The organism is Lutimaribacter saemankumensis, from assembly GCF_900100005.1.
Classification (GTDB): Bacteria; Pseudomonadota; Alphaproteobacteria; order Rhodobacterales; family Rhodobacteraceae; genus Lutimaribacter; species Lutimaribacter saemankumensis.
Genome location: NZ_FNEB01000006.1, coordinates 65756 through 81400, shown reverse-complemented (window position 1 = coordinate 81400; position 15645 = coordinate 65756). Strand labels below are relative to the sequence as shown.

15 protein-coding genes are annotated in these 15645 nt (G+C 64.1%); 14 read left to right on the top strand and 1 reads right to left on the bottom strand.

Annotated elements, in window-relative coordinates:
- Nucleotides 1-77 precede the first annotated feature (77 nt).
- Nucleotides 78-1757 carry a long-chain-fatty-acid--CoA ligase gene (locus BLT50_RS12145; RefSeq protein WP_090028967.1) on the top strand — a complete coding sequence of 560 codons (1680 nt, stop codon included), beginning with the start codon at nucleotides 78-80 and terminating at the stop codon, nucleotides 1755-1757.
- Between the two features lie 56 nt (nucleotides 1758-1813).
- Nucleotides 1814-2635, top strand: coding sequence for an IclR family transcriptional regulator (locus BLT50_RS12140; RefSeq protein ID WP_245723371.1), 822 nt, complete (start codon nucleotides 1814-1816; stop codon nucleotides 2633-2635).
- A gap of 7 nt (nucleotides 2636-2642) precedes the next feature.
- Here BLT50_RS12140 and BLT50_RS12135 read toward each other — a convergent pair whose 3' ends face one another.
- Nucleotides 2643-3608, bottom strand: a complete 966-nt coding sequence (locus tag BLT50_RS12135) for an NADPH:quinone oxidoreductase family protein (RefSeq protein WP_090028966.1) — start codon at nucleotides 3606-3608, stop codon at nucleotides 2643-2645.
- Between the two features lie 222 nt (nucleotides 3609-3830).
- Between BLT50_RS12135 and BLT50_RS12130 the strand changes: the two genes are divergently transcribed.
- From BLT50_RS12130 to BLT50_RS12075, 12 genes are all read left to right on the top strand, one after another.
- Nucleotides 3831-5462 carry a long-chain-fatty-acid--CoA ligase gene (locus tag BLT50_RS12130; protein WP_090028965.1) on the top strand — a complete coding sequence of 544 codons (1632 nt, stop codon included), beginning with the start codon at nucleotides 3831-3833 and terminating at the stop codon, nucleotides 5460-5462.
- Nucleotides 5463-5621: 159 nt separating this feature from the next.
- Nucleotides 5622-6797 carry an acyl-CoA dehydrogenase family protein gene (locus tag BLT50_RS12125; RefSeq protein WP_090028964.1) on the top strand — a complete coding sequence of 392 codons (1176 nt, stop codon included), beginning with the start codon at nucleotides 5622-5624 and terminating at the stop codon, nucleotides 6795-6797.
- Between the two features lie 11 nt (nucleotides 6798-6808).
- Nucleotides 6809-7942 (top strand): acyl-CoA dehydrogenase family protein, encoded by a 1134-nt coding sequence (locus tag BLT50_RS12120; protein WP_175491469.1) that lies wholly within the window; start codon nucleotides 6809-6811, stop codon nucleotides 7940-7942.
- Between the two features lie 19 nt (nucleotides 7943-7961).
- On the top strand, nucleotides 7962-8780 hold the full coding sequence (locus BLT50_RS12115; protein ID WP_175491472.1) for an SDR family NAD(P)-dependent oxidoreductase: 819 nt from the start codon (nucleotides 7962-7964) through the stop codon (nucleotides 8778-8780).
- Between the two features lie 3 nt (nucleotides 8781-8783).
- A complete protein-coding gene (locus BLT50_RS12110) occupies nucleotides 8784-9248 on the top strand; it encodes a MaoC family dehydratase (RefSeq protein ID WP_090028963.1) in 465 nt (154 codons plus the stop codon).
- Nucleotides 9245-10177, top strand: a complete 933-nt coding sequence (locus BLT50_RS12105) for an SDR family NAD(P)-dependent oxidoreductase (protein WP_090028962.1) — start codon at nucleotides 9245-9247, stop codon at nucleotides 10175-10177. The genes BLT50_RS12110 and BLT50_RS12105 overlap by 4 nt, the downstream gene beginning before the upstream one ends.
- Before the next feature lie 20 nt (nucleotides 10178-10197).
- Nucleotides 10198-11400 (top strand): acetyl-CoA C-acyltransferase, encoded by a 1203-nt coding sequence (locus tag BLT50_RS12100; protein WP_090028961.1) that lies wholly within the window; start codon nucleotides 10198-10200, stop codon nucleotides 11398-11400.
- 86 nt (nucleotides 11401-11486) lie between these two features.
- A complete protein-coding gene (locus BLT50_RS12095; protein ID WP_090028960.1) occupies nucleotides 11487-12467 on the top strand; it encodes an NAD(P)H-dependent flavin oxidoreductase in 981 nt (326 codons plus the stop codon).
- A complete protein-coding gene (locus tag BLT50_RS12090) occupies nucleotides 12460-13128 on the top strand; it encodes a histidine phosphatase family protein (RefSeq protein WP_090028959.1) in 669 nt (222 codons plus the stop codon). Before BLT50_RS12095 ends, BLT50_RS12090 begins: the two co-directional genes overlap by 8 nt.
- A 13-nt stretch (nucleotides 13129-13141) precedes the next feature.
- Entirely contained in the window at nucleotides 13142-14176 is a 1035-nt protein-coding gene (locus BLT50_RS12085) for a phosphotransferase family protein (RefSeq protein ID WP_090028958.1), read from the top strand.
- Nucleotides 14169-14585 carry a PaaI family thioesterase gene (locus BLT50_RS12080; protein WP_342706707.1) on the top strand — a complete coding sequence of 139 codons (417 nt, stop codon included), beginning with the start codon at nucleotides 14169-14171 and terminating at the stop codon, nucleotides 14583-14585. Before BLT50_RS12085 ends, BLT50_RS12080 begins: the two co-directional genes overlap by 8 nt.
- Nucleotides 14586-14604: 19 nt before the next feature.
- Complete coding sequence (locus BLT50_RS12075) at nucleotides 14605-15645, top strand: NADP-dependent oxidoreductase (RefSeq protein ID WP_090029152.1); 1041 nt, start codon at nucleotides 14605-14607, stop codon at nucleotides 15643-15645.

Sequence of the window (15645 nt, the reverse complement as noted above, 5' to 3'; positions counted from 1 at the left end):
AAACAGGGAGGAGTTCCAACCGTGAGGCGCGAAGGCACCCACGCGATCCGTTGTCGCACAAATGCGCGAGGCCGCGCATGATGAACCGCTTGCACATGCAGGTGTGGCCCCAAGGCGTGCCCGAAACGGTCACCTGGCCCGACGGCACGCTTTATGACAACCTTGCCAAGACCGCCCGCGCGCATGCCGACCGGCCCGCGCTGATTTATCATGGCGCAACAACCACATACGCGCGGCTGAACGCCGAGGTCGAAAAGCTGGCAGGCTTTTTGCAGAACACCCTGGGCGTTTCCAAAGGCGACCGGGTTCTTCTTTACATGCAGAACAGCCCGCAATTCGTGGTCGGATATTACGCGATCCTGCGCGCCGATGCGGTGGTCGTGCCCGTGAACCCGATGAGCCGCCACGCCGAGCTGGAACACTTCGCCCGCGACACCGGCGCGAATGTCGCGCTCGCGGGTCAGGAACTGCTGCCCTACATCACGCCGATCGTCCAAGAGGGCCTGCTTTCGCATGTCGTTGCCGCCACCTACGCCGAGGCCGCATCGCCCGACCGCGACATCCCCCTGCCGGGTGAACTGGACAGCCTGCGCTCTGCCGACGCAACCGGCCCTGGCGTCATCCGCTGGGCCGATGCACTGGAACGCGCAACCCCGCCCGAACCGCACAGTGCCACGCGCGACGACCTTGCCGTGATTCCCTATAGCTCGGGCACGACGGGCCAGCCCAAGGGCTGCATGCACAGCCATTTCACGGTGAACGTGACAGCGTGGGGCGGCGTGGCCTGGAACCCGTCGGACGAAACCGACGTCAGCCTTGCCGTGCTGCCGCTGTTTCACGTCACCGGAATGCAGGCGTGCATGAACGGCCCCATCATTGCCGGCGGCGCCATTGTTCTCATGACCAGGTGGAATCGCGATGCCGCCGCGACCCTGATCGCGCGGCACAAGGTAACGCGCTGGCGGTCGATCTCGACCATGGCGATCGACCTGGTGAATTCCCCCAATGCCACCAGCTACGACTTGTCGAGCCTGACCGCCATCGGCGGCGGTGGCGCGGCCATGCCCGAGGCGATCGCCAAGAAGCTGCATGACCTGACCGGCCTGGACTACATCGAAGGCTACGGTCTGAGCGAAACGATGGCGGCCACGCATATCAACCCCGTCACCGCGCCGCGCCGGCAATGCCTGGGCATTCCCGTCTTCGATGTCGACAGCCGCGTGGTGAACCCTGAAACGCTGCAGGAACTGCCGCAGGGCGACGTGGGCGAGATCGTCACCCACGGCCCGCAAGTGTTCCTTGGCTACTGGGGCCGCCCCGAAGAAACCGAAAAGTCGTCCTTTGAAATGGACGGCAAGCGGTTCTTCCGCACCGGCGACCTGGGCTATATCGACCCCAAGGGATATTTCTACATGGTCGACCGCGTAAAGCGGATGATCAACGCCAGCGGATTCAAGGTGTGGCCCGCCGAGGTCGAGGCGCTGATGCACCATCATCCCGACATCGCCGAGGTCTGCATCATCGGCACACGCGACCCGCGCCGGGGCGAAACGGTCAAGGCCGTGGTGGTTCCCCAGGACGCAGCCCGCGATACATTAACCGAAAAGGCCGTCATCGACTGGTGCAGATCGGAAATGGCGGCCTACAAATGTCCGACCATCGTGGAATTCACGGATGCGTTGCCGAAATCGGGCAGCGGCAAGGTATTGTGGCGCGAATTGCAGGAACGCGAGGCGCAAAAGGAAGGAGCGGCTTGACCATGGGTCAGCCGATACAGTAGGGGCACGCAGCCCAATTGAACGGGAAGACGGTTGTGAGAAAGCGGATACAGGACCAGGCGGAAAAACACGATGGCGACAATGGCGACCGCCAGTTCGTCACCGCTCTGCATCGCGGGCTGGACCTGTTGCGGGCCTTCACGCCGGATGACCGCATGGGCCTGGGCAATCGCGAACTGGCGGCACGCACCGGCCTGCCGAACTCGACCGTTTCGCGCCTGACCTACACGCTGCTCAAGCTTGGGTATCTGACCTATGACGACGCCACCGGACGCTACCGTATGGGGGTGCCGGTTCTGGGGCTGGGCTATGCCTGCCTTGGCGGCATCAAGGTGCGCGAGGCCGCGCAGCCGCTGATGCAGCAACTGGCCGACGAATGCGGCGATGGCGTGCTGGTCGCGCTTGGCGGGCGCGACGACCTGACGATGACCTATATCGCAGCGGCCCGCGCGGCGCGCGGCATGATATCGCTGCAGCTCAACGTCGGCTCCAGGATCTCTCTGGGGCGGTCCGCGATGGGCCGGGCCTACCTGGCGGTCGCCGCCCCGGACGAGCGCGCCGAACTGATGACCCGCCTGGCCGAGCGTGCCGGTCCCGACCGCTGGCCGCGCCTGCGCGACGAGATCGAAGAGGCCGCCGAGCAAATCCGTACGCGCGGATTCTATTGCAACGTGGGACAGTGGCAGAACGACATCAACTCGGTCGCGGTGCCGTTCCCGTCACCGCAGGGCGATGCGCCGCCGATGGCCTTCAACCTGGGCGGCCCCGCCTATGTGCTGCCGCCCGAACGGCTGGAAAACGAGCTGGGCCCCAAGCTGTTGCACCTGGTCAACACGGTCAAACACATCCGCGAATAAGCGCGGATCAGGGGATCAGGGCTATCTTGCCCACGGCGCCGCGGCCCAGAACACGGCCAAGCACTTCGGCTGCGTCCTTGAGCGGATAACGCCCCTCGATCAGCGGCTTGACCTTGCCCTTCTGATACCAGCCCAGCAGCTCGGCCATGTTGTCGGCATAGACCTGCGGCTCGAACCGGGTGAAATTGCCCCAGAACACGCCCACGACACTGTATTCCTTGACCAGCGTCAGGTTGACGGGAAGCTTCGGAATGTCGCCGCTGGCGAACCCGATGATCAGCAACCGGCCGTTGCGCGCCATCGCGCGCGAGCAGGCGTCGAACGCCGCGCCGCCGACCGAGTCATAAACGACATCCGCGCCCTTGCCGTCCGTCAGTTCCTTGATCCGGTCCTTGAGGTCTTCGTACCCGATCGCAACGTCCGCCCCGTTTTCGGTGCAGATCGCCCGCTTTGCGTCGGTCGAGGCCACCGCGATGACGCGCGCGCCCATGATCTTGCCGATCTGGATCGCCGCGATGCCCGTTGCACCGGCGGCCCCCAGAACGACAAGGGTTTCGCCCTCTTTCAGATGCGCACGCTGTTTCAGCGCGTGATGCGAGGTGCCGAACGCCACCAGCAGCGCGCAGACTTCGGCGGCGTCCATGTCACCGATGGGAAAGACGCGCGACTGCGGTGCGGCCACCTTTTCGGCGTAGCCGCCAAGCGTGCAGATCGTGGCGACCCTGTCGCCGGGTTTGAGGGACTTGACATCCGGCCCGACCTCTTCGACCACGCCGGCGGCTTCCATCCCCGGCACAAAGGGATGTTCCGGTCGGCTTTGATAAAGCCCCTGCACCAGCAGCCCGTCGGGATAGTTCACGCCGGCCGCCTCGACCCGGATCACCACCTGATCGCCGGTGGCCTGCGGATCGGGCATATCGCCGTATTCAAGCTGGTCGAGCGGTGCGAACTCATTGCAGATGATGGCTTTCATGGCAGTTTTCCCTCCCGTTGCGCGCAGGCGTTGGCAGGCAGCCTAGGCCAGTGGCGGGCCGGGCTCAACATGCGACACAGGACATGGACAAATGACGCAACGGAATTTCGATGTGCGGAAAAATCCCAAGGAAACAAGGCGTGATCGCCCCGAATTTCCCTTGGGCAAACCCGAACGCGGCGCTAATGTCCGCCGCAATAGGGAGCAAAGGGAGGAAATGCCATGAAAGGCATGATGCAGCATCGTCCGCTGCTGATCAGCAACATCCTGGAATACGCGGCCGAAGCGCACCCCAAGTGCGAGATCGTGTCGGTCAGGACCGAAGGCGACATTCACCGCCAGACTTACCCCCAGACGCTCAAGCGGGTGTACCAGTTGGCCAACGCGCTGAAGGGCCTCGGCGTCGAACTGGGCGACCGGGTGGCGACGCTGGCCTGGAACGGCTACCGGCATTTCGAGCTGTATTACGCGATATCCGGCCAGGGCGCGGTGTGCCACACGATCAATCCGCGCCTTTCGGCCGAACAGTTGATCTATATCGTCAACCACGCCGAGGATAAGGTTCTGTTCCTCGACACCACCTTTGTGCCGATCATCGAAGGTGTGAAGGACGAACTGCCGTCGGATCTCGTCTACGTCATCATGACGGACCGGGCGCACATGCCGGAAAACGGTTTTGACGCGCTATGCTACGAAGACCTTCTGGCCGACCAGCCCGAAAGCTTCGATTGGCCGGAATTCGACGAAACCACTGCTGCCGCGCTTTGCTATACCTCGGGCACCACGGGCAATCCGAAGGGCGCGCTGTATTCCCACCGCTCGACCGTACTGCATGCGCTGATGCTGGGGCTGATCATGGGCAGCTCGATCCCGCAAGAGGCCAAGGTGCTGCCGGTTGTGCCGCTCTTTCACGTTAATGCCTGGGGCATTCCGTATGCCTCGCCCCTGCTGGGTCATTCGCTGGTGATGCCGGGCGGTGCGCTGGACGGGGAAAGCCTGTTCAAGCTGATGGATACCGAAGGCGTCTTTTCCGCCTGGGGCGTGCCCACGGTCTGGATGGGGCTTCTGGCCGAAATCAAGAAACAGGGCCGCAAACCCAACGGGTTCTCAGATGTCGTGGTCGGCGGGTCGGCCGCACCGCGCAAGATGATCGAAACCTTCGAAGGCATGGGCGTTCATGTCGGCCATGCCTGGGGCATGACGGAAATGAGCCCGATCGGCACCCATGGCAACATGCCGAAATGGGTCAAGGAACTGCCCTTCGACAAGATGATCGACATCAAGGCCAAGCAGGGACGCCGGGCCTTTGGCGTCGATCTGAAGATCGTGGACGACGAAGGCAACCGCCAACCGCATGACGGAAAGGCGGTCGGTGAGCTTTACGTGCGCGGCAACACCATCGTTTCGGGCTATTTCAAGAACGACGAGGCCACCGCCAAGGCCATCGACGCCGAAGGCTGGTTCGGTACGGGCGACATCGCGTCGATCGACGGAAACGGTATCCTGAGCATTCAGGACCGGTCCAAGGATCTGATCAAGTCGGGTGGCGAATGGATCTCGTCGATCGACTTGGAAAATGCCGCGATGTCGCATCCCGGCATCTCGAATTGCGCCGCCGTGGCCATGCCGCACCCGAAATGGGATGAACGCCCGGTACTGGTTGCCGTCGCAGCGGGCGACGACAAACCGTCGCTCGAAGAACTGCACCAGCACATGTCGGAACATTTCGCCAAGTGGCAGTTGCCCGACGACGTGATCTGGACCGATGCACTGCCGCTTACCGCGACGGGCAAGGTGTCCAAGCTCACGCTGCGCCAGCAATTCGCCGACTACAAGTTGCCCGACCTGCGCTAACGGGTCTTCGGGGCAGGGCGCGCCATCGCGCCCTGCCGTAGCGTTACCGACACTCTGTCGCACCGGCTGCTTGACCCTAATGGCAAATTGGGTTTGCTTGACGGGCACAACGGAATTTCGTTTCGCATTGCGAAATGGATATGCAGAGGGGAGGACTGCATGGCCGAGACAGACGCCGCGCTGGACGCGTTCCGCAAGGATATCGCCGACTGGATCGAAGCCGCCTGCCCGGCGTCCCTGCGGGGACGCCCGATGACCGAGGACATGATTGTCTGGGGCGGACGACGCTGGGAATTCAAGGATCCCGCACAGAAAGCCTGGCTTGATGCCGCGACCGAACGGGGCATGACCGCCCCGCGCTGGCCCGTCGAATATGGTGGTGCCGGCCTGAGCCGCGCGCAGGAAAAGATCTACCGTGAGGAAATGGCCCGCCTGCAGGCGCCCCCGCCGCTGGAAAGCTTTGGCCTTTGGATGCTGGGCCCGGCCTTGCTGGCTTTCGGCAACGAGGAACAGAAAAAACGCCACCTGCCGCCGATCACGCGGGGCGAAATCCGCTGGTGCCAGGGGTATTCCGAACCGGGGGCTGGCAGCGACCTTGCCAATGTCCAGACCCGGGCCGAAGACATGGGCGACCATTACCTTGTGAATGGCCAGAAGATCTGGACCTCTTACGCCGACAAGGCCGACTGGATTTTCGCGCTGGTCCGCACCGACCGCGACGCACCCAAGCACCAGGGCATTTCCTTTCTCCTGATGGACATGGAAACGCCCGGCATCACAACGCGGCCGATCCGGCTGATCAGTGGCAAGTCGCCGTTTTGCGAAACATTCTTCGACAACGTGAAGGTGCCCAAGGAAAACCTGGTGGGCGAGTTGAACCGGGGCTGGGACATCGCGAAGTACCTGCTGACCCATGAACGGGAAATGATCGGCGGCGGCGCGCGCGGCCTGTTGGGCGGGCGGTCGCTGGGGCAGTTCCTGGGCGGGCTCGACGGTGCGATGGACGATCCCGTCACCCGCGCCGAAGCGATGGAGGTCGAGGTGAACAGCCTGGCCTTCGCCATGACCATGGAACGCTACAAGGACCAAGCCGAAGCGGGCCAGGGTGTCGGCAACGCGTCCGCCATGCTGAAATATTACGGCACGGAGCTGAACAAGCGCCGCTATGAACTGTTGATGTCGGCGGCCGGCTCCGAGGCGCTTGAATGGCAGGGACCGCATGGCGGGCTTGCGCCGGAATGGCTGCGGACCAAGGCCAACTCGATCGAGGGCGGCACATCCGAGGTGATGCTGGATATCATCGCGAAGCGCGTTCTCGAACTGCCCAGCCGGTGAGGGGTGCGGACATGACGACTTTGCTGGAAACCGAAGACGAAACCATGCTGCGCGACGCAGCACGCGGGTTCGTGACAGATGCGGCCCCGGTCGCGAAACTGCGCGAAAATCGCGACAAATCGCGCGGTTTCGATCCGGCCCTGTGGCGCGAGATGGCGCAGATGGGCTGGACCGGTGTGCTGGTTCCCGACGCCCGTGGAGGTGCCGACATGGGCCATCGCGCCGCCGGCATCCTGGCCGAGGAAATGGGCCGGACGCTTGCCGCCTCGCCGTTTCTTTCGACGGCCGTGATCGCGGCCACGACGCTGCGCGACGTGGCGACGGACCGCGCCCGCGATGCGCTGGGGCGGATTGCGTCGGGCGATGCCATTTATGCGCTGGCGGTGGACGAAGGGCGCAAGCACGCCCCCGAACGCAGCGCCATGCAGGCCGAACGCGCGGGCAACGGATTCCGTCTGTCGGGCGCCAAGACATTCGTCGCAGATGGCGGCAGCGCCAACCGCGTTCTGGTTCTGGCCCGCACCGGCGGCGCCCCCGGCGAGGCCGAGGGCCTGACGCTGTTCGATATCGACGCGGGTCGTGCCGGGCTGAGCCGCGACAGGCTGGACACCGTGGACAGCCGCGATCATGCCCGGCTGAGTTTCGACGGGGTCGAGGCCACGGGCGACGACGTGGTGGGCGATGTGGACAACGGGCTTGCCGCGCTGCAAACCGGATTGCGCGCAGGCCAGGCCGCCATCGCGGCCGAGCTGCTGGGCGTCGCGGGCGGCGCCTATGGCATGACCGTGGGCTATCTGAAAGAGCGCAAGCAGTTCGACCGCACGATCGGCAGCTTTCAGGCGTTGCAGCACCGCGCCGCGCATCTGTGGGCCGAAATCGAGGTGACGGCCAGCGCCATCGCCAATGCGGGCCGCGTTCTGGACGAAACCCCACAGGACGCGCAGCTTGCCGTATCTCTGGCCAAGGCGCGCGCCGCTATGACGGTTGACCTCGCTGTGCGCGAGGGCGTGCAGATGCATGGCGGGATCGGGATGACCGACGATTACGATATCGGGTTTTACATGAAACGCGCGCGTGTCGGTGCGGAATGGCTGGGCGATTACGGCTATCATGCCGCGCAGGTCGCCGCGGCACGCGGGTTCTGAGGGAGGATTGATGATGCAGATGACACCGGCAAACCTGAACGATCTGACGGGCAAGGTGGCGCTTGTCACCGGCGGCTCGTCCGGCATCGGGCGCATGGCGACCGAAGGGCTGGCTGCAGCGGGCGCGCGCGTCCTGATCTGCAGCCGCAAGGCCGACGCCTGCGAGGCGGTGGCAGCCGAGATCAACGCGATGGGCCTGCCCGGCACGGTCGAGGGCTTTGGCGGCGATGTCAGCACCGAAGCGGGCGTCGAAGCCGTGGTGGCCGAGGTGAAAAAGCGCACCGACCGGCTGGACATCCTGATGAACAACGCCGGCCGCACCTGGGGCGCCCCGCTGGGTGAGCATCCCTATTCGGCCTGGGAAAAGCTGCTGTCGCTGAACGTGACCGGCATGTTCCACCTGACCCAGATGCTGATCCCGATGCTAGAAGCCGCGGCCACGGCCGACGATCCCGCGCGGATCATCAACGTGGGCAGCGTCATGGGCGACATTCCCAAGGGCACGGCCACCTATTCCTATGCCGTGTCCAAGGGCGCGGTCCATCACATGACGCGGGTTCTGTCGAACGACCTGGCCCCGCGCCACATCACGGTGAACGCCATTGCGCCGGGGCCTTTCGTGTCCAAGATGACGGCCTTTGCCATCGGCACCGAGGAAGGCCAGGCCGAGGCCGCCAAGGGCGTGCCCCTGGGCCGCGTCGGCCGCGACGAGGACATCGCCGGGACCGTGCAATTCCTGTGCGGGCGCGGTGCGGCATACATTTCGGGCGCGGTGATCCCGCTTTCGGGCGGGATGCAATCCAAGGCCCCCGGAACATTGTTCAATCAGGATCTGTAAGACATGGCCGAAAAAATCACACTCGAAGAGCTGAAGGCGCTGGCCGGCAAGCATTACGGCACCTCGGACTGGATCAAGATCGACCAGAAACGTATCGACGCCTTCGCCGAGTGCACCAACGACTGGCAATTCATCCATATCGACCCGGAAAAAGCGGCACAGACGCCGTTTGGCGGGACCATCGCACACGGGTTCCTGACCCTGTCGATGCTGTCGGCCATGGTCTACCAGATGCCTGCGCTGGAAAAGGTCGCGATGGGTGTGAACTATGGCTTTGAAAAGGTACGTTTCGTGTCACCCGTGCGGGCAGGCGCGCGTATTCGCGGCGTTTTTGGCATGAAGACGGTGGATGTGCAGCCCGGCTTCGTCACCATCGTCATGGACGTGACGGTCGAAATCGAGGGGCAGGAAAAGCCCGCGCTGGTCGCCGAATGGATCGGCCGGCGGTATCTGGAGGAAAGCGCATGAGCGAAATCAGGTTCGACGGACGCGTTGCCATCGTCACCGGCGCTGGCGTCGGTCTGGGCCGGTCGCATGCACTGGGGCTGGCGGCGCGCGGCGCCAAGGTCATCGTGAACGATCTGGGCGCGGGCACCGACGGCACCGGCGCCAGTTCCGACGCGGCGCGCAGCGTGGTCGAGGAAATCCGCGAAGCCGGCGGCCGCGCCATCGCCAACGGCGCGGACGTGACGAACCCGGACCAGGTTCAGGCGATGGTGGACGAGGCCGTGGCCGAGTTCGGCCATGTCGACATCCTGGTCAACAACGCCGGCATCCTGCGCGACAAGACATTCGCCAAGATGACGCTGGACGATTTCCAAAAGGTCGTCGATGTGCACCTGATGGGAACCGTCAACTGCACCCACGCGCTGTGGCGGCACATGATCGAGCGCGAATACGGGCGGATCGTGTTCACCACATCGGCCAGCGGGCTTTACGGCAATTTCGGCCAGTCGAACTATGGCGCGGCCAAGGCGGCCATGTTGGGGCTGATGAACGTTCTGGCGCAGGAGGGCGGGCGCAAGAATATCCGTGTCAACATGCTGGCGCCCACCGCCGCCACCCGCATGACCGAGGATCTGCTGCCGCCCGAAACGCTTGAACTGCTGCAGCCCGAAACCATCACGCCGGGCCTTTTGGCGCTGGTATCCGAAGACGCCCCAAGCCGCATGATCCTTGGCGCGGGCGCAGGCTGCTTCAGCGAAACCAAGGTCTATGAAACCAAGGGCGTTGCCCTGCAGGGTGACGACCTCAGCCCCGAGGGTGTGATGACCAACCTGGCCCGCATCCGCGATGCCGAGGGTCAGCAGGAAATGCCTGGCGCCTTCGACCAGACCCGAAAATACGCCCGGAAGGCGGCGGCGGCCCGTGGCCTGCCGATGCCCTGGGACAAGTAACCCCTGAAAGGAAGATCCCCATGCGTGACGCAGTTATCGTATCCACCGCCCGCACCCCGATCGGCAAAGCCTATCGCGGCGCGTTCAACAACACCTCGGCACAGGAACTGATCGGCCATGCCGTGTCCAACGCCGTCAAGCGCGCCGGGCTGGATGGCTCGGAGATTTCCGATTGCATCATCGGCGCGGCAATCCAGCAGGGAAGCACCGGCGGCAATATCGGCCGCCAGGCGGCGATCCGCGCGGGCATGCCCGTTACCGTCGCCGGCATGTCGCTCGACCGGCAATGCGCCAGCGGCATGATGGCGATCGCAACCGCGGCCAAGCAGGTGATCCATGACGGCATGGATATCTGCATCGGCGGCGGCGTGGAATCGATCAGCCTCGTGCAGAACGAAAAGATGCGCACCGACTGGCTGGCCGACAAGTGGGTCAAGCAGCACAAGCCCGAGCTTTACATGTCGATGCTGGAAACCGCCGAGATCGTGGCCGAGCGTTATGGCGTCAGCCGCGAAGATCAGGACGCCTATGCCCTGCAATCGCAGCAGCGCACCGCCGCCGCGCAGGAAGCCGGCAAGTTCGACGACGAGATCGTGCCGCTGACCACAACGATGGGCGTGATGGACAAGGAAACCAAGGAGATTTCTTTCAAGGAAGTCACCCTGGAAAAGGACGAGGGCAACCGCCCCGGCACCCAACTGGAAAACCTGCAATCGCTGCAGCCTGTGTTCAAGAACGGCCAGAAAGTGACCGAGGGCAAGTACATCACCGCCGGCAACGCCAGCCAGCTTTCGGACGGCGCGTCCGCAAGCGTCATCATGGAGGCAAAAGAGGCCGAGCGCCGCGGCCTGCAGCCGCTGGGCCGCTACGTGGGTGTCATGGCCGCCGGATGCGAACCCGACGAGATGGGCATCGGCCCGATCTATGCCGTGCCGAAGCTGCTTAAGGCACATGGCCTGACGATGGACGATATCGGCCTTTGGGAACTGAACGAGGCCTTCGCAAGCCAGGTTCTGCAATCGCAGCGCGTGCTGGGCATCCCCAACGAGATCCTGAACGTCAACGGCGGTGCGATTTCCATCGGCCACCCCTACGGCATGTCGGGCGCGCGCATGGTCGGCCACGCCCTGATCGAGGGCAAGCGCCGCGGCGCGAAATACGTCGTCTGCACCATGTGCGTGGGCGGCGGCATGGGGGCCGCGGGCCTGTTCGAAGTTCTTTGACCAGCGGCGGGCCAAGGCCCGCCCTACATTCCTGACCTCTGGCCGGGCTGTGGCCCGGCCGACATTCCGACAAGGGGAAACCGTACATGGCGCTGCCGCCCATCCTTCAGAACTTGCGCATTCCCGTAGTGGGGTCGCCGCTGTTCATCATCTCGAACCCGGACCTGGTGATCGCGCAATGCAAGGCCGGCATCGTCGGCTCTTTCCCCGCGCTGAACGCGCGGGAAAAGGACGGTGAGCCGATCATGCTCGAAGCGTGGCTCAAGCGGATCACCGAAGAGCTGGACCGCCACAACCAGGCGAACCCCGACAACCCCGCCGCGCCTTTTGCCGTGAACCAGATCGTGCATCGGTCGAACACCCGGCTGGAGCGCGACCTCGAGATCTGCCACAAGTGGAAGGTGCCGATCTGGATCACCTCGCTGGGCGCGCGCGTCGAGGTGAACGAAGCCGCTCACGATTGCGGCGGCATCACCTTGCACGACATCATCAACAACACCTTCGCAAAGAAGGCGATCGAGAAAGGCGCCGATGGCCTGATCGCGGTTGCCGCCGGTGCGGGCGGTCACGCCGGTGCGCAATCGCCCTTTGCGCTGGTCAGCGAAATTCGCGAGTGGTTCGATGGGCCGCTGCTGCTGTCAGGCGCCATCGCCAACGGCCGCTCGATCCTGGCCGCACAGGCCATGGGCGCGGACCTTGCCTATATCGGCAGCCCCTTCATCGCCACGAACGAGGCCAACGCGGTACCGGACTACAAGGACATGATCGCGCGGCACGGGGCCGAGGATATCGTCTATTCATCGCTCTTTACCGGGGTCTGGGGCAACTACCTCAAGCCGTCGATCGCGCGGGCGGGGATGGACCCCGACAACCTGCCGCAATCCGATCCTTCGACGATGAATTTCGGGCAGGATCGCGAAAAGCCGAAAAGCTGGAAGGAAATCTGGGGCTCGGGCCAGGGTATCGGCGCGATAAAGAAGGTGCAGCCCGCCGCCGACCTGATCGACGCGCTGGCGGCACAATATGCAGATGCCAAGAACGAGATGCGCGGGATCGTCAATGGCTGAACTGATCGTCATCCGGCACGCGCAGGCCAGTTTCGGCGCCGCCAATTATGACCAGCTTTCCCAGTTGGGCCATCGCCAGTCGCGTGCGCTGGGCGAGGCACTGGCCGAACGCGGCGTGCGCCCGGACGCAGTGATCATCGGATCGATGCGCCGGCATCGCGAAACGCTGGACGGCATTCTTGCCGGGCTGGGGCGGAAGATGGAGCCGGAGATTCACGAAGGCCTGAACGAGTTCGACTTTACCGGTCTGCTGAACGCGCGCTTTCGCGATGCCCCGGCGCCCGAGAACATGCACACCGAACGCAAGAGCCATTTCCGCACCCTGCGCGAAACCGTGTTGTCCTGGCAGCGCGACGAGATCGAGAATCCGCCGGAAACCTGGGCGGAATTCGCGGCCCGTGTCGAGGATGCACGGCAAACGCTGTTGAAACCGGACGCGCGGCAGGTGCTGGCGGTCAGTTCGGGCGGCCCCATCGGGCAGCTTGTGGCCACGACCTTGAACACACCGCCCGAAGAACAGATCAAGATACAGCTTCAGACCCGCAATTGCGGCGTAACGCGCTTTATCTATTCGCCGCGCGGGGCGTTCTATTTCCACGGGTTCAACGAAACGCCCCATATCACGGCAGCCAATGAGAAAGAGCTGCTGACCTATAGCTGACGGAGGGACGCGCATGACCACCAATGCCGCCGCACACCTGGACACAGAGGCCGTTGCCAAGTGGCTTGCCGCCCATATGGACGGTTTCGAAGGCCCTATCGAGGCGCAGAAATTCCCAGGCGGGCAGTCGAACCCGACCTTCCTGCTGAAAACGCCGAAGGCGAATTACGTGCTGCGGCGGAAACCGCCGGGGCAGCTTTTGAAATCCGCCCATGCGGTCGACCGCGAATTCCGCGTGCAGCGCGCGCTGGCCGACACCGATGTACCGGTGGCGAAAATGCATGTGCTGTGCGAGGACGACGCCGTGATCGGCTCGATGTTCTACGTCATGGACCATGTGCAGGGCCGGCATTTCGACGACCCGCGCCTGCCCGATCTGGCACATGACGAACGCCTGCCCATCATGGACGAGATGAACCGCGTTCTGGCTGCGATCCACGACACCGACCTGAACGCAACGGGCCTTGCCGACTATGGCCCCGAAGGCAATTACTATGCCCGGCAGGTCGGCCGCTGGACCAAGCAGTACCGCGCGTCGGAAACACAGAGCATCGCCCCAATGGAAGAGCTGATTGCCTGGCTCGAGGCGAACATGCCCGAAGACGACGGTCAGCGCACCCTGGTGCATGGAGATTACCGCATCGACAACATGCTGTTTTCCAAGGACAGCCCCCGATGCGCCGCGGTGCTCGATTGGGAACTGTCGACGACCGGCCACCCCTATGCCGATCTCGGCGCGGTGATCATGCAATGGGGCATGCCGCCGGGCAACGAAGGCCGCGGCCTGGCGGGTGTCGACCGCAAGGCGCAGGGCCTGATGACCGACGAGGAATTCATCGCCGCCTATTGCAAGCGCCGGGGCATCGCCGGGATCGACCGGTTCGGGTTCTACCTGGCGTTCAACTATTTCCGCATGGGCGCGATCATCCAGGGCGTTCTGAAGCGGGCGCTGGACGGCAACGCCTCGAACCCCGAGCGCGCGATGCGGCTGGGATCTTTCGTACCCAGCTTTGCCGAAGCGGGATTGAGGGCTGCAAAAAGTGTCTGAGACAACGATGAACCCCGACCTGATCGAACCGCCTTACCCGCTACAGGCGCATCTGGGCTTTCGCATGGTGGACTGGCGCGAGGACTATTCCCGCTTCGATCTGCCGATCGTGCCGCATCTGGGCAACCGCTTCGGCATCGTGCATGGTGGTGTGCACGCCATGATGCTGGACACGGTGATGGGCTTTGCCGGCTGTTTCACCGGCGACCCGGACGCGCCGCAGCAGGCGATGACGCTGTCGATGACAACAAATTTTCTGTCGCAGGCCAAGGGCGATCTGCTGATCGCCGAAGGGTTTCGGACGGGCGGCGGGCGCAAGACGTTCTTTGCGCGCGCCCAGATAACCGACAACACAGGCGAACTGATCGCCACAGCCACAGGCGTGTTCCGCTATCGCGGGCGTGGCTGACATACCAGGGAGAATGACCATGACCGAGACAATGAAGCGCATCGTTCTGGCCCGCCGCCCCACCGGCGCGCCGGTCGACGAGGATTTCCGGCTGGAGGAAGGCCCCCTTCCCACACCGGGCGACGGCGAGGTTCTGGTGCGGGTGCACTACATGTCGCTCGACCCGTATATGCGCGGGCGGATGGATGACGCGAAATCCTATGCCACGCCAGTGCCGGTCGACGGCACGATGGAAGGCGGCGCCGTGGGCGAGGTGATTGCCTCGAACCACCCGCAATTCGCGCCCGGGGATTACGCCTTCGGCATGTTCGGCTGGGCAACGCATGGCGTGCAGCCGGGCAACATGATCCGCAAGCTCGACCCGTCGCACGGACCGATCACCACGGCCCTGGGCGTGCTGGGCATGCCGGGCTTTACCGGCTGGTTCGGCCTGACCGAATACGGTCAGCCAAAGCAAGGCGAAACCGTCGTCGTTGCGGCCGCCACCGGCCCCGTGGGATCGATGGTCGGGCAGATCGCCAAGGCCCGCGGTTGCCGCGTGGTGGGCGTGGCCGGGGGGCCGGAAAAATGCGCGATGGCGGTCGATACCTTCGGCTTTGACGAATGTCTCGATCACCGGGCCTATGCCGACGGCAAGGAAATGCGCGCGGCCCTGGCCGAGGCCTGCCCCAAGGGCGTCGACATCTATTTCGAAAACGTCGCGGGCAAGGTGCTGGAAGGTGTGCTGCCGCTGCTGAACGTGGGCGGCCGCGTGCCTGTCTGCGGCATGATCAGCTGGTACAACGCCGGCGCGCTTGGCGGAAATGCCGGCGGCGAAAAGGACCAGCTGCCCAAGCTGTGGCGCACGATCCTGGTCAACCGCCTGCATGTGCACGGCTTCATCATTTCCGATCACTGGAACCGCTATCCCGAGTTCCTGAAAGAGGTCGGGCCGATGGTGGGATCGGGCCAGGTGAAATTCGTCGAGGATATCGCCGAAGGCCTGGAAAACGCGCCGCGCGCCTTCATGGGCATGCTGCAGGGCAAGAACAAGGGCAAGCAGATCGTCAAGGTGATCTGA